This window comes from Phormidium sp. CCY1219, assembly GCF_035615515.1.
Taxonomy (GTDB): Bacteria; Cyanobacteriota; Cyanobacteriia; order Cyanobacteriales; family Laspinemataceae; genus CCY1219.
In genome coordinates, this window is record NZ_JAJENT010000003.1 from 1 (window position 1) to 15,046 (window position 15,046).

Genomic DNA, 15,046 nt, shown 5'->3' on the forward strand with positions numbered 1-15,046 from the left:
TTAATTCCGGGTCAAATTGCATAATCCGTGGGCGGGGGTAACGCACCCTACCAAAGCTTTTTCCTCCAACAACAAATGACCAATAACCAATGCCAATGACTAAGGTTTTTCCGCCGCGATCGCCAATTTTGCTCCCTCAATTCGCCGCACCCGGTCCATCACCTCCACCACTTCCCCATGATCCACCGTTTTATCCGCCTTTAACACCACTACCGAAATCGATTCTGACTCGATGCGATCGCGCACGGCTTTTTCTAACGCTTCCAACTCCATCACTTCCTCATCGAGCATCACATTTCCTTTCTCATCTATCGAAATCGTCAGCTTTTTCGCCTCAGTTTGCACTTTCGCCGTAGAAGCTTGGGGCAAATTCACCGGCAAGCCTTCTGATTTCGACAAAAACAAAGAGGAAATAATGAAAAACGCCAAAATACTAAAAATGACGTCAATCATCGGCACAATGTTAATTTGCGCTTGAGTTTCCGGTTCATCGGGTAGACGCATACTGTTCTTCTCCTCGCTGTTTTTCGTACCGATGGCGATAGATTAATTCCAGTTGACCTCCCACTTCCTGAATTAATCCAATTTCGCGCAAGTAAAACCCGCGAAATGTGTTGGCAAATAATAAGCTCGTAATCGCCACCACTAACCCCATCACCGTGGAAACGAGTGCTTCGCTAATCCCTCCCGTGACTCCAGTGGTGCTGCTTCCTCCCACATCGCCTAATTTTAGGGAAGAAAACGATTGAATCAATCCTAAAATCGTGCCCAGCAATCCCAACAACGGCGCAACGTTGATAATGGTCTCGAAGACGGTGTTAAATCGTTTGAACACCGGAATTTCTGCCTGCGCCGCACTTTCTAAGGCTAAGCGAAATTCTTCCGGGGTCGGATCCTCTAAGGCGATCGCCTCTAAAAAAATTCTCGCGATCGGTAAATCTCCATTCATCTCTAACTTTCGGTAAGCCAAATTCGGGTCTTTGCAATAATATTGCAACACCTCTCGCACCATGCGGCGCTGGCGTCGATGGATCCGAAACCAAAAGAACAGGCGCTCCGCTATCAGCGCCAGGGAAACGATCGAAGCGAGCAGCAAGGGCCACGCAACTAACCCCCCTGCAACAATTAAATCACTCATGGACCTCTCTTTCTCGTGCCTGGAGCCAGCAAAACACAACCTCGCCGCTCCCGTACCACTTGATAAACTTTCTCAAAAAGCCTAAGCCCAATTGCAACACTTTGTCAAGCATTTTTCCAAATCTCACATGAAACCCGCTCCCAGAGGCGATTCTCCAGCAACCACCCTAGCCGATCGCGCTTTTCTTCATAAATCTCTCCCAAGAGCTTGACAAAACCCTCTCAATATGTATCTATTCCCGAACCTGGGGGAACCGGGCAAAAGATGAATTTTTGCAAATTTTTGGAAATTGATGCCCAAATTTATTGCTAATTAATCTCAATAATGGTAAAGAACTTATAATATCATCCTTGGCCATCTTTGGGTGAGTGGTGAACCCAGGCATTTGTTTTGCGAAGGAGATCCGACAAGCATGAGTTTTTCAACGGTTTCTGCGGCACGGCGATCGGAACAAGAACAGGCACTCAAACGGTTTATCGTCGGGAGTCTGTGCGGTTCGGCACTGCTACATCTCGCCGTAGTGCCATTCGCGATCGCATTAATCGAAAATCAATCCTCCGATATCGCCGAGGAGCCGATTGAATTTATTGTGCTTGAGGAACCCGAACCAGAACCGGAACCGGAAGTGATGGAAACTCCCGAACCAGAACCAGAACCGGAAGTGATGGAAACTCCCGAACCAGAACCAGAACCGGAAGTGATGGAAACTCCCGAACCAGAACCGGAACCGGAAGTGATGGAAACTCCCGAACCAGAACCGGAACCGGAAGTGATGGAAACTCCCGAACCAGAACCGGAACCGGAAGTGATGGAAACCCCAGCCCCGGAACCAGAACCGGAACCGGAAGTGATGGAAACCCCAGCCCCGGAACCATTTGTGGAACCACCGACAATGGAAGCGCCCGCACCGGAACCGGAACCATTTGTGGAACCGCCGGCAATGGAAGCGCCCGCTCCGGAACCGGAACCGTTTGTGGAACCGCCGACAATGGAAGCGCCCGCCCCGGAACCATTGGAATCACCCGACACCATGAACACCGCTTCATTGCTCGAACCGCAAGAACAGCCGGTGGAATCAAACGCCGAACCCTTAGCGCCGCAGGAGTCTCCCGCGCCCCTGGCAACGCCGGCACCATTACCGGAGCAGCAGGTGCCGCCCCTGTCTGCCGGGGAGCCATACGATCCCGGATATAATTCCCGAATTAGCGATCGCGCCGATATGGAAGATTTTCAAACCCCTGCAGAGTTTCCGGTGTCAGAACGGCTTCCGGATCCGCCGGTGGTCAGCGAGGTGCCCGATCGCCTCGCCGAAACCTCAGACGAGTTGAGCGAATTTCCCTTGACAGAAGAAGCGCCAACCCCGCCCGAGGAGCAACCCCAGAGCCAAGAGAATCCATTTCCGGCAACCGAGCCGGCGATCGGCGAACCCATGAGTCCACCAGAACCCTTGCCAGAACCCGCCGAAAATCGTTCCCCGGTTGCCAGCAATCTCCCCGAAACCGACTCCTCCGACGCCAATCTGCTGGAAGATTTCTCCACCGCTGACCCCACCCCAACGGTTGAGGAGAGCAACCCGAACCCCTCATCCAGTTGGAATGCACCGGACAATTCCCCCTTAAACGCCCCAGTAGAAAGCGATTCCCAACCCAGTCCCGCACCCCTAGCCACCGCCCCCGCCACTCGTCGCGCACCCGAAAGTGGAAGTACCGGAGATGACTTTTTCCAGGATATGACCGGTGGCAACGCCCCGGGAACCGCCAGCGACATCCCCAGCAATTCTCCCGAGACTTGGAGTAGCGACATGGGGGCGAGTGCAGCAGAACCGATGCGACCCGGTGCCGGCGTCATGGACCCCCTGCCCGAGGAACCCAGAGCAAGCGGTTCCCCCAGTGGTTCCCCCAGTGGTTCCGGTGGCGTGGGATGTCGCCAATGTGGAAAACCCAGCTACCCGAGAATTGCCCGCGATCGCGGATGGGAAGGGCAAGTATTGCTCAGCGTCAATATCGACCCCCAGGGCAACGTCACCGCCGTGCAAGTGGTGAATTCCAGCGGTTACGACGTATTAGATGAGTCCGCAAAAGAAAAAGCCTGGAGTTGGAAATTTGAATCCTCAGACAGCGGAGAGCAAGGTCGGCTGATTTCGATTCCATTTCGCCTAGAGGACTCTTGATGGGTTTCGACTCGTTCCCTCCTGGGGGAAACCCCCCTCCCAAAACTCCGCCTTCCCACCCACAAGTAGGGTGGGCAAGGAGTTGGCCACCCTACTCAGGCAAATTAATTTTCCATTCTGTTGTTTCGCGCTTAAATTGCACCATGCTGCGTTCGATCCAGAAAGTTTCACTGTCTTTATTAGTGGCATTGAGTTTAGTACCGATCGCCCTGTGTGGCGTTGGGCGTGCCTCAGTGGTTACATTACCCGATGGAGGTCGTTGCGAAGGGGAACTCAGCGACGGCAAAATCAACGGCGAAGCGGTTTGCGACTATGCCAACGGCGATCGCTATCAAGGAGAATTCAAAGACGGACAACCCCACGGAAGAGGAACTTACACCTTTGCCGAAGGGGGACAATACGAAGGAGAATTTGTCAACGGTCAATTTCACGGACAAGGAGTGCGTGAATTTGCCAATGGCAACCGCTACGAAGGCGAATTTCAAAACGGCAAATTTCACGGCACCGGCATTTATAGCGTCGCCAATGGGATGCAATACGAGGGAGAATTTGTAGAAGGGTCCCCCAGCGATCGCGGCACCTTTACCTTTGCCAATGGAAACCGCTGCACCGGGGCGATCGCCGACGGCAAACTCAGCGCAGAAGGCACCTGCGAATATGCCAACGGCAACCGCTATGAAGGAGAACTACACAACAACCAACCCGAAGGACAAGGAGTCTACAGTTTTGCCGAAGGCGGGCAATACGAAGGAGAATTTCGCCAGGGTCAATTTCACGGACAAGGAGTGCGCGAGTATGCCAACGGCGATCGCTACGAAGGCGAATTCCGGGAAGGCAAACCCCACGGGCGCGGAAATTTCACCTTTGCCGACGGTGGAGAATACCAAGGAGAATTTCAGGCGGGGCAGTTTCACGGACAAGGCATCCGAGAAGAAGCCAATGGCAAGCGATATGAAGGCGAATTTCAAAACGGCAAACCCCACGGCGAGGGAATTTTAAGCTTTGAGAACGGCAATCAGTACGAAGGAGAGTTTGTCGAGGGGCAGTTTAGTGGCGAAGGAACCTACAGCTTTGCCAATGGGAATCGGTATCGAGGAGAATTTCGCCAAGGGCAGTTTAGTGGCGAAGGAACCTACAGCTTTGCCAACGGCGATCGCTGTGAAGGCGAATTTTCCGAGGGGAAATTTAATGGCAGCGGAACCTGCGTCTATGCCAACGGCGACACTTACGAAGGCGAATTTCTCGACGGGGAAAAACACGGGCAAGGGATTTACATCTATGCCGACGGCACCCGCATCGAAGGCGAGTGGGAAAACGGCAAACTGCAAAAATAGCCCCGATTGCTTTATCCCCCCGACAGCGCCACTCTCCTGGGCGTGGCAGACTGCCTGACCCAAGCCGATGCTTAAAATTCGTCCCTTGCGTCCAAGCAATTTTGCTGTAAATTTGGTAGCCTAGCATAAATAGTTTTGGGAACGAATAGAAGCAGTGGATATTCAAATTGGGCGGGGCAAAACAGCTCGCAGGGCATATGGAATAGACGAAATTGCGCTAGTTCCTGGCACGAGAACCTTAGATCCATCTCTAGCGGATACCCGTTGGACCATTGGCGGCATCGAGAGAGAAATTCCGATTATCGCCAGCGCGATGGATGGCGTAGTCGATGTTCGCATGGCGGTTCTCCTGTCTCAACTTGGGGCAATGGGCGTTTTGAACCTAGAAGGCATTCAAACCCGCTATGAGGATCCCAATCCAATTCTCGATCGCATCGCCTCGGTAGGCAAAGATGAATTTGTCACCTTAATGCAGGAACTGTATGCCAAACCGGTGCAGCCGGAATTAATCGAGAAACGGATTCAGGAAATCAAAAGCCAAGGCGGGATCGCCGCCGTGAGCGCCACCCCCCAAGGAGCCGCTCAGCATGGTTCCACCTTGGCGAAAGCCGGAGCCGATGTGGTATTCGTCCAAGCCACCGTGGTTTCCACCGCGCACCTGTCCCCGGAAAGCTTCACCCCCCTGGACTTAGGGCAATTTTGCGAAGAAATGCCTTGTCCGGTGGTGCTGGGAAATTGCGTCACCTACGAAGTGGCGCTCAACTTAATGAAAGCCGGAGCGGCAGCAATTCTCGTCGGCATTGGTCCGGGTGCCGCTTGCACCTCCCGTGGCGTGTTGGGTGTCGGCGTCCCCCAAGCAACAGCAGTGGCAGACTGTGCCGCCGCCCGGGAAGATTTCTACCGCGAAAGCGGAAAATACGTGTCGGTGATTGCCGATGGCGGATTGATTACCGGCGGCGATATTTGCAAATGTATTGCTTGCGGAGCCGATGGGGTGATGATCGGATCCCCCTTCGCCCGGGCTGCAGAAGCTCCCGGACGCGGTTTTCACTGGGGAATGGCCACTCCGAGTCCGGTTTTGCCGCGCGGTACCCGGATTCGCGTCGGCACCACCGGCACTGTGGAACAAATTCTGCGCGGTCCGGCAGCCCTCGATGATGGCACCCACAACCTGCGCGGGGCGCTGCAAACCAGCATGGGCACCCTAGGCGCAAAAAACTTGAAAGAAATGCAGCAAGTGGAAGTGGTGATTGCTCCCTCTTTGTTGAGTGAAGGGAAGGTTTATCAAAAGGCGCAACAACTGGGGATGGGTAAGTAAAAATACTTATTTTGACGGAAAAGGTCAAAAATTTCGGCCATTTTCCCCACACGACAGCGATCTGTCGCTTACAATAGAATATAGCGGAGACGCATGTTTCCGTTCACTCCTCACACCACACTCCGCCCGGACTATTTTTGTTCGGGCGGTTTTTTCTCTGCTTCCTTACCTCTCGCGCTAAAATAGGGCTACACTAAACACTGCCCCCCTGATTCATCACCGTAGTAATCCTAGCAGCTCGCCGTAGAGTTCTTCACCGTTGGAGAAACAAATCAGGCGGCTAGGAAACCTGGGATGGTTGCGGGGATGGTAAAATTACTCTGTGATAAACCGTCTAGAAAAGGAATAGCAGGCATGTCAGCAGCCGCTCAAGTTACAGACTCGACTTTTAAGCAAGAAGTTCTCGAGAGCGAAGTCCCCGTTCTCGTTGATTTTTGGGCACCCTGGTGCGGTCCTTGCCGAATGGTCGCCCCAGTGGTCGATGAAATCGCTCAGCAGTACGATGGTCAGATCAAGGTCGTCAAAGTCAATACGGACGAGAACCCAAACGTCGCTAGTCAATATGGAATAAGAAGCATTCCGACTCTGATGATTTTCAAGGGCGGACAACGGGTGGATATGGTAGTGGGTGCAGTGCCCAAAACCACGTTAGCCAATACCTTAGAAAAATATATAGAAAAGTAAGTTCGTCCCAGATGCCGACTCCCCCGAACCGAAGGATCCTTCACTCGAGTCGGTTTTGCCTCAGTGTTGTTTGAGATAGCATCGGCGCGGGGCTGGAAAATCCGACACCCCCTTTCGAGTGCAGCGATTCGCATGGGCGATCGCCTCGTACAAACGAGCGGTAGCAATTTAATGCCAAACAGATTTCCCGCCCTAGCCCACCGCTAGGACGGGTATTTTTGCGAGGCCGATCGCCGTTAACTTGTTGTTAAACCAGTGGGGATCGCTTTTGGGTAGAATCAAACTGTAGCCTCTGATAGTTTTATGGCTCCACCTTCTAATTCTTTGGACGCTTTGGATAGTTTGCGCTTACAAGTCAACGAATTAATTGACGACCTGCCAAACTTAAAATTTAGAAAATGGATCGAGCGATCGCTCGGAACCGTGGTTCGCCTCGCGGACGAACAAGTAGAACGACTCGACTGGAAAATTCTGAGTGCTGCCTTGCAAGACATGGAAGGCGCATTCCAGATGTTTTATCCCTATCGCCATATCCGCAAAATTTCCATCTTCGGTTCTGCCCGGATTTCCCCGGAGTCCCCCGAGTATGGCATCGCCGTAGATTTCGCCCGCCATGTGGTGCAGCAGGGATTTATGGTGATGACCGGTGCGGGGGGTGGCATCATGGAAGCGGGAAATAAAGGAGCCGGTGCCGATCGCTCTTTGGGGTTAAACATACAACTCCCCTTCGAGCAAGACGCCAATCCCTTTATCGACGCGGAAAATAAACTGGTCGAATTCAAATATTTCTTTACCCGCAAGTTATTTTTCTTGCGCGAAAGTGACGCGATCGCCCTATTCCCCGGCGGTTTCGGCACCCAAGACGAAGCCTTTGAATGCTTGACCCTCGGTCAAACCGGACGCTTTGGCCCATGCCCGGTGCTGCTGATCGACCGCCCGGGCGGCGACTACTGGAAAGACTGGGATGCCTACATCCGCAAGCATCTGCTCTCCCGGGGCTTGATCGGCGATCGCGATTGCAGTATCTACACCATTACCGATAACGTAGAGGTCGCGATCGAAGCAATTCGCAGTTTCTATCGCATCTACCACTCCAGTCGCTATGTCCGCGATATCTTCGTCATCCGCCTCAAGTCGGAGCTGTCGGACGCCGCTGTAGACATTCTCAATCAAGAGTTTAGCGACATCTTGGTTCGGGGAACCATACAAAAGAGTCAGGCGTTACCGGAAGAAACAATGGATGAAACCTTCCACCTACCCCGTCTGATTTTTTACTTTAATCGGCGCGACGCCGGACGCATGTACGAACTGATTGCCCGCATTAACGAACTCGGCGATCGCACCAGTGAGGAGTCGGCTCATCCAGAACGCAAGTAAATTGCTCTAGATGAGACAAAAAATGAGACAATTGTCAATTGTAGGTGATAAAACTTTACACGAGCATGGCAGAAATTCAATTTTCAAGAGGGATTAAGGAAGATATCGTCCCAGAAGTACGCTTGACCCGTTCCCGGGACGGACAACAAGGTACCGCCACCTTTTACTTCCAAAATCCCAATATTTTGGACAAGGACAGCACCGATGAAATTACCGGCATGTACTTAGTTGATGAAGAAGGCGAAATCGCATGCCGAGATGTGAAAGGTAAATTTGTCAACGGTCAACCCGAAGGCATCGAAGCGATTCACGTGATGAAATCTCAGGAAGATTGGGAGCGATTTATGCGCTTCATGGAACGCTATGCCGAAGAAAATGGCTTAGGCTTTAGCAAAGCTTAATCCCGTTGGTGACATTTTCCCAGACCACGCGATCGCGCCGGAATTTCTCATGTCCTCCATTCCCCATCCCGATTCCCAACCACAGGCGGTGAATTGCGCCGCGATTACCCTCAGCGATACTCGTACCCGCGAAACGGACCGCAGCGGCGGATTGATTCGGCAATTCCTCGCCGATGCCGGTCACTCGGTGGTAGAGTACGCCATTCTCAAAGACGATCCGCGCTTAATTCAAACCCAATTGCAAAATTTGGGTCAGCGGTTGGATGTGGATGCGATAATCTTAAATGGGGGCACCGGCATCGCGCCGAGAGATACCACCTATGACGCGATCGCCGCTTTGTTGGAAAAAACCCTCCCCGGTTTCGGCGAAATATTTCGCGTTTTGAGCTATCAAGAAATCGGTTCGCGAGCGATCGCCTCTCGGGCGATCGCTGGCGTCTATCGCGCTAAGCTGGTGTTTTCCATTCCCGGTTCTAGCGGTGCGGTCAAACTGGCAATGCAACAGCTCATTTTACCCGAACTGATTCATCTCACCCAACAATTACATCAGCAGCCCTAATCCGATGGCTGTCGTGTCTCTTTCTTAACCTAAGGTTGGGGAAATTTTCGCGATCGCTCCTTTAAACTTCACAAAAACCCCGGTTCCTCCCTCAGATATCTGGGATTTTATCGCCCCGGTTCCTCCCGCAACTTCACACCCTCAGTCACTCAAAAATCCAAGCTAGCCCCCGTCACAGCAACCCGTTGAACAGATTCACCTTGGGATTGCGGATCCAGCATCCACCACCCCTCTAAACTTTCCGCTGAGAGACAATCGCGCTAACTAAATAGTCTCTAATAATTCTTTCATCGACGAGTTGACCAATGGGATTGCAAATCTTAAAAAATCTTAAAAAATCTCCCCAACGCAAGTATTACGTTTCATTATAAAACCGACCCGCAACATCCCATTGCGGTGAATTAACGCTATCATAATAAAGGGAAGTTAGGCAAGTGTCAGAAGTGGCGAAACAACAGCGCTCCCATCGTGGCAACCTGGACGGAAAGATTTTCGGAGAGTTTCTCTCTATTTCCTCTCAAATCCGCCGATAAAACTGGCAGAGTTACAACGCCAACCTTGACCCATCACCGAAGCGATCGCTGACGCTTTTTCGGGCACAATCCCGGGAAAAAGTTGGTCAAACACGAAAAAAACCATGATAGAACTTGCAGGTTATTCAGTTCTCGAAAAAATTTACGCCGGCACCCGAACCCAGGTTTATCGCGGAGTGCGCCTGTGCGATCGCCAACCGATTATCCTGAAAATTCTCAACCAAGAATGTCCCAGCTTTCGCGAACTGGTGCAGTTTCGCAATCAATACATCATTGCCAAACCCCTAGAGACCCCGGGAATTATCAAACCCATTGCCCTCGAACCCTATGGCAATAGTTATGCGATCGTTCTGGAAGATAAAGGCTGCATTTCCCTGAAAAAATATAGCGCCGATCGACCCCTCAACCTTGCCGATTTCTTGGCAATCGGCATCCAAATTGTCACCACCGCGATCGACCTGCATCGCCACCGGATTATCCACAAAGATATCAAACCGCAAAATATCCTCATCAACCCCACCACCAAACAAGTTTTTCTCATCGACTTTAGCATCGCATCTCAACTCCCGCGAGAAACCCAAGAACTAAAAAACCCCAACATTCTCGAAGGCACCCTGGCGTATATGTCCCCGGAACAAACCGGCAGAACCAGCCGAGGAATCGACTACCGCACCGACTTTTATTCCTTGGGGGTGACATTCTACGAATTACTCACCGGAAAGCTGCCATTTTCCGCCACCGATCCGATGGAATGCCTCCACTGTCACCTCGCCACCGAACCGATTCCCCCCCATCATCTCAATTCCCAAATTCCCGAAATCCTCTCGCGCCTCATCCTCAAATTGATGGCAAAAACGCCAGAAGAGCGCTATCAAAGTGCCTATGGAATTCGCGCCGACTTAGAAAAAATCGAGGGCGAATGGCGCGATCGCGGGGAAGTTTCCAGCTTTCCCCTCGCCCAAAAAGATATCGGCGATCGCTTCACCATTCCCGACAAACTGTATGGCAGAAATCGCGAAGTGGAACAACTACTCGCCGCCTTCCATCGCGTTAGCACTGGGGACTCCGAAATGATGCTGGTTTCCGGATTTTCCGGAATCGGAAAAACCGCCTTAGTAGCCCAAGTCCACAAACCAATTCTCCGACATCGCGGATACTTTATCAAAGGAAAATTCGACCAATTCAACCGCGATATTCCCTTCCGGGCCTTCGTGCAAGCCTTCTCCGATTTAGTCCGACAATTACTGGGAGAAAGTGCCGCCGATATCGCCACTTGGAAAGCAAAAATCCTCACCGCTTTAGGCGATCGCGCCGCCGTCATCATCGATGCCATTCCCGAACTCGAACTGTTACTCGGAACCCAACCCCCCGTCCCCGAACTGGATGCTACAGCGGCTCAAAATCGCTTTAACTTACTCTTTCAAAAATTCATCCGCGTGTTTCCCAGTGCCGATCGCCCCCTGGTAATTTTCCTCGATGACTTGCAGTGGGCAGATTCCGCCTCATTAAAATTAATTCAGTTATTAATGAACGACACGCAACTCGGACATCTGCTCTGTATCGGCGCGTATCGCGATAACGAAGTCAGTGCGGCGCATCCCTTGATGCTGACCCTGGAAAACATTAGCAAAACTGAGGCACATGTCGAGCAGATTGTTCTGAAACCATTAGAATTTACCGCCCTCAATCAGTTCGTTTCCGATACCCTTTCTTGTCCCGGCGATCGCGCCGTTCCCTTGACCCGCTTAATCCAGCAAAAAACCCAGGGAAACCCCTTTTTCGCCGCCCAGTTTCTCAAAAGCTTGCACGAAGAAGGGCTAATTGTCTTTAACAGCGATCGCGGATCTTGGCAGTGCGATATCAGTGGCGTCAAGGCACTTTCTTTAACCGACGATGTGGTGGAGTTCATGGCGCTGCAATTGCGAAAACTCCCGAAAAAAACTCAAACCGTTCTCAAACTTGCTGCCTGTATCGGCAATATTTTCGATTTAGAAACCCTGGCGATCGTCTATCAAAAACCCCGATCCGAAACGGCGGCTGATTTGTGGAGTGCATTGCAAGAAGGGTTAGTGGTTCCCACCAACGAACTGTATAAATTTTTTACCCTAGAAGATACAGAAACCAGCCTACAGCACTCGCCGGAAACCGCCGATTATAAATTTTTGCACGATCGCGTACAGCAGGCAGCGTATTTTCTGATTCCGCCGGATAAAAAACAAGTCACCCATTTAAAAATCGGACAGCGATTGTGGCAAAACACGCCACCGGAACGGTTAGAAGAGAACATTTTTGAAATTGTCAATCAATTAAATTATGGCATAGAGAGCATCCAGGATGCCAGCCAACGAGAAGAAATTGCCGCCTTAAATGCGATCGCCGGACGAAAAGCTCAGGCATCCACCGCTTATGCTGCCGCATTTGCTTATTTTAGCTTTGGCATCAAGCTGTTGAACGATCGCCCTTGGCAGCATCAATACGAACTGACGTTAGAACTACACGAACGCGCGGCAGAAACCGCCTTTCTCAGCGGCAACTTTGTGCAACAGGAAAAATTAACCGCCACGGTGTTGCAACAGGCGAAAACCCTGCTGGATAAAGTGAAAACCTACGAGATTGCGATCGCCGCTTGCATGGCCCAATGCAAGCAACTCGAAGCCCTAGAAATCGCACGGCAAGTGCTAACCCTGCTGGATGTTACCTTTCCCGAATCTCCAACTTACGCCGAGATTCAACAAGAATTTGCCAGGACCAAATCTCATTGGCAACAAGCCCAACAGATCCAACAACTCATTCATCTGCCCAAGATGAGCGATCCGTATCAACTGGCAAAACTGCGGATTTTGGCGAGTATTTTTACCACTATCTTTCAAGTTGCGCCTCAATTATTGCCCCTGATTATCTTAAAACAAGTTAATCTGTCGATTGAAGGTGGAAATGCGCCCTTATCTGCCTTTGCCTATGCCAGTTACGGACTACTTTTGTGTGGGGTCATTTTAGATATCGAAGCGGGTTATCACTTCGGGAAACTGGCGTTAAACCTGTTAGAAAAATTCGATGCGAAAGCCCTGCGATCGAAAGTGGTGATGGTCGTTTACTCCAATATTTGGCATTGGAAAGCGTCGATTCGCGACACCTTAGCCCCCTTTCTAGACGCCTATGCCAGTGGGTTGGAAACTGGGGATTTAGAATATGCCGCAATTTCGGCTCACGTGTATTCGTATCACTTGTATTTTAGCAGCGCGCAACTGCCCCGCGTGGAAGCAGAAATGGCCAAGTATTGCGAGGCGATCGCGAAAATCGAACAAGAAAATATTCTCAATTACAACCGAATTTATCACCAAACGGTGTTAAATTTGGTGGGACGTGCGGAAAATCGCTGTCGGTTAACTGGAAGTGCTTACAACGAAGAAATTATGTTGCCGTTGCACGAGGCAGGAAATGACAAGACGGCGGTGTTTTATGTTAATTTCCACAAGCTTTATTTGGCGTATTTGTTTGGGGAGATTGACGAGGCGATCGTCTATGCAGAAATGGCGGATCGCCATGTAGATGGCGTAACGGCGCTGCTGGTGGTTCCCTTCTTTTATTTTTACGATTCTTTAGCGCAATTGGAATTCGCGGCGGGCAGTCCCCAACCTCAGCAAGAAACTCGCCTGCAAAAGGTGGCTAAAAATCAGGAAAAAATGAGTCTCTGGGCCGATAGCGCCCCGATGAATCACGGACATAAGTTTTATTTAGTCGAAGCAGAACGCTATCGAGTATTGGGGAAACAGACAAAGGCGATGCAGATGTACGATCGCGCTATTTTCCTTGCCGAGGAAAACGAATACCTTGCCGAAGTTGCTCTCGCCAACGAACTCGCCGCCAAATTTTATTTGGCATGGGGCAAAGCGAAAATTGCCCGAGTGTATCTCACCGATGCCTACTATGCCTACGCCCGGTGGGGGGCGATCGCCAAAATCGAACAGTTGGAATCCCGCTACCCCGACTTACTCGCGCCGATCCTCGCCCAAAAAAATACCCTGACTGCCTCAGAAAGTGCCAGTACCAACACGATCGCCGCACTCAGCGCTCATCTGACCACCGGAACCGTGACCGATGCCACCACTTCCAGTGTGTCGTCGATGTTAGATATTTCCACCGCGATAAAAGCTTCCCAAGCGCTGTCTGAGGAAATCCAGCTCGATCGCTTACTCTCGGAGTTAATTACGATCGCGATGCAGAATGCAGGCGCAACCAAATGTGCGCTGGTGTTGCCTCAGGGCGATACTCTCGCGATCGAAGCCTTCGGCGTGAATGGGAAAGAATGCTCCGTATTGCAATCTCTGCCCCTGCAAGAGTGCGACGAAATTCCCGCCACCGCGATCGAGTATGTATCCCGCACTGGCGAAACCCTGCTGCTCAACGATGCCACCACCGAGACGATTTTGGCTGCCGATGCTTATATGATGCAGCATCAGCCGAAAAGCATATTATGTGCGCCCCTACAGAATAGCGGCAAAACGATCGCCATTTTGTACTTAGAAAATCATCTCACCCGAGGCGCATTTACCCGCGATCGCCTCGCCTTGATTCACATTCTCACCTCTCAAGCGGCCATTTCTTTAGAAAATGCCCGTCTTTATCGGGATTTGCAGCACTCCGTACAACAAAAAACCGACTTGCTGGCTTCTTTGCAAAACGCACAACTGCAACTGGTGCAAAACGAAAAAATGTCCAGCCTGGGTCAACTCGCCGCTGGCGTGGGGCACGAAATTAATAACCCCTTGAGTTTTATTGCCGGCAATATCAATTTAGCCAATGAATACATCCAGGATTTGCTCGAACACTTGCGCCTTTATCAGCAGCAATTTCCCGATGGGGACGAAAAAATCAACCACCATGCTGAAGCAATCGACCTGGAGTATTTAATCGAAGACTTGCCAGAATTGATTGCATCCATGAAAACCGGCACCGATCGCATCCGCTTGCTGAGTCAGTCGTTGCGAACCTTTTCCCGCGCCGATACCGACACCAAGGTGGAATTCAATATCCACGAAGGCATCGACAGTACCTTGCTGATTTTAAAACACCGACTGAAAGCCAATCCCAATCGACCGGCGATCGAGGTTGTCAAACATTATGGCGAATTGCCCTCAGTTAAATGCTATCCCGGACAACTCAATCAGGCGTTTATGAATTTACTCGCCAATGCCATTGATGCATTGGATGAAGCGAATCGCGAGCGTTCTTTTGATGACATCAAGCGCGATCCAAATATTATCTCGATTTACACTAAAGTTGACCCCGCTGGCGAGTTCGTGCAAATCCGAATTGCCGATAATGGTCCGGGGATGCCAGAGGAGATTAAACATCGCGTTTTTGACCATTTATTTACCACCAAACCCCCCGGAAAAGGCACGGGATTGGGATTGTCGATTTCTCGTCAAATTGTCGAATCAAAGCATGGGGGACAATTACGCTGCATCTCCTCGCCCGATCGCGGGTCGGAGTTTATCATTGAAATTCCCCTGTAAGCGATGGTTATACAGC

At 51.1% G+C, this 15,046-nt stretch carries 11 protein-coding genes; 8 read left to right on the forward strand and 3 right to left on the reverse strand.

The window, feature by feature from the left end:
- Positions 1–99: 99 nt before the first annotated feature.
- Positions 100–504, reverse strand: coding sequence for an ExbD/TolR family protein (locus LKK83_RS00040; protein WP_324628697.1), 405 nt, complete (start codon positions 502–504; stop codon positions 100–102).
- Positions 488–1,138, reverse strand: coding sequence for a MotA/TolQ/ExbB proton channel family protein (locus LKK83_RS00045; protein WP_324628699.1), 651 nt, complete (start codon positions 1,136–1,138; stop codon positions 488–490). Before LKK83_RS00045 ends, LKK83_RS00040 begins: the two co-directional genes overlap by 17 nt.
- Positions 1,139–1,550: 412 nt before the next feature.
- Here LKK83_RS00045 and LKK83_RS00050 point away from each other — a divergent pair, with 412 nt between their 5' ends.
- The 7 genes from LKK83_RS00050 (at position 1,551) to LKK83_RS00080 (ending at position 8,981) form a co-directional block, all read left to right on the forward strand.
- On the forward strand, positions 1,551–3,308 hold the full coding sequence (locus LKK83_RS00050; RefSeq protein ID WP_324628701.1) for a TonB family protein: 1,758 nt from the start codon (positions 1,551–1,553) through the stop codon (positions 3,306–3,308).
- A gap of 143 nt (positions 3,309–3,451) precedes the next feature.
- Positions 3,452–4,642: a hypothetical protein gene (locus LKK83_RS00055; protein WP_324628702.1), complete on the forward strand. Its 1,191-nt coding sequence runs from the start codon at positions 3,452–3,454 to the stop codon at positions 4,640–4,642.
- A gap of 154 nt (positions 4,643–4,796) precedes the next feature.
- Positions 4,797–5,960 carry a GuaB3 family IMP dehydrogenase-related protein gene (locus LKK83_RS00060; protein ID WP_324628703.1) on the forward strand — a complete coding sequence of 388 codons (1,164 nt, stop codon included), beginning with the start codon at positions 4,797–4,799 and terminating at the stop codon, positions 5,958–5,960.
- Positions 5,961–6,314: 354 nt separating this feature from the next.
- Positions 6,315–6,644: a thioredoxin gene (trxA, locus tag LKK83_RS00065; RefSeq protein ID WP_324628704.1), complete on the forward strand. Its 330-nt coding sequence runs from the start codon at positions 6,315–6,317 to the stop codon at positions 6,642–6,644.
- Between the two features lie 303 nt (positions 6,645–6,947).
- Complete coding sequence (locus LKK83_RS00070; protein ID WP_324628705.1) at positions 6,948–8,021, forward strand: LOG family protein; 1,074 nt, start codon at positions 6,948–6,950, stop codon at positions 8,019–8,021.
- Between the two features lie 65 nt (positions 8,022–8,086).
- Positions 8,087–8,422 carry a photosystem II reaction center protein Psb28 gene (gene psb28 / locus LKK83_RS00075; protein WP_324628707.1) on the forward strand — a complete coding sequence of 112 codons (336 nt, stop codon included), beginning with the start codon at positions 8,087–8,089 and terminating at the stop codon, positions 8,420–8,422.
- A gap of 49 nt (positions 8,423–8,471) precedes the next feature.
- Positions 8,472–8,981: a MogA/MoaB family molybdenum cofactor biosynthesis protein gene (locus tag LKK83_RS00080; protein WP_324628708.1), complete on the forward strand. Its 510-nt coding sequence runs from the start codon at positions 8,472–8,474 to the stop codon at positions 8,979–8,981.
- Positions 8,982–9,488: 507 nt separating this feature from the next.
- Here the strand turns inward: LKK83_RS00080 and LKK83_RS00085 are convergent.
- Positions 9,489–9,620 (reverse strand): hypothetical protein, encoded by a 132-nt coding sequence (locus LKK83_RS00085; RefSeq protein WP_324628709.1) that lies wholly within the window; start codon positions 9,618–9,620, stop codon positions 9,489–9,491.
- On the opposite strand from LKK83_RS00085, the gene LKK83_RS00090 reads away from it, so the two are divergent.
- Positions 9,619–15,030 carry a trifunctional serine/threonine-protein kinase/ATP-binding protein/sensor histidine kinase gene (locus tag LKK83_RS00090; protein ID WP_324628710.1) on the forward strand — a complete coding sequence of 1,804 codons (5,412 nt, stop codon included), beginning with the start codon at positions 9,619–9,621 and terminating at the stop codon, positions 15,028–15,030. The genes LKK83_RS00085 and LKK83_RS00090 overlap by 2 nt on opposite strands.
- Positions 15,031–15,046: the final 16 nt, after the last annotated feature.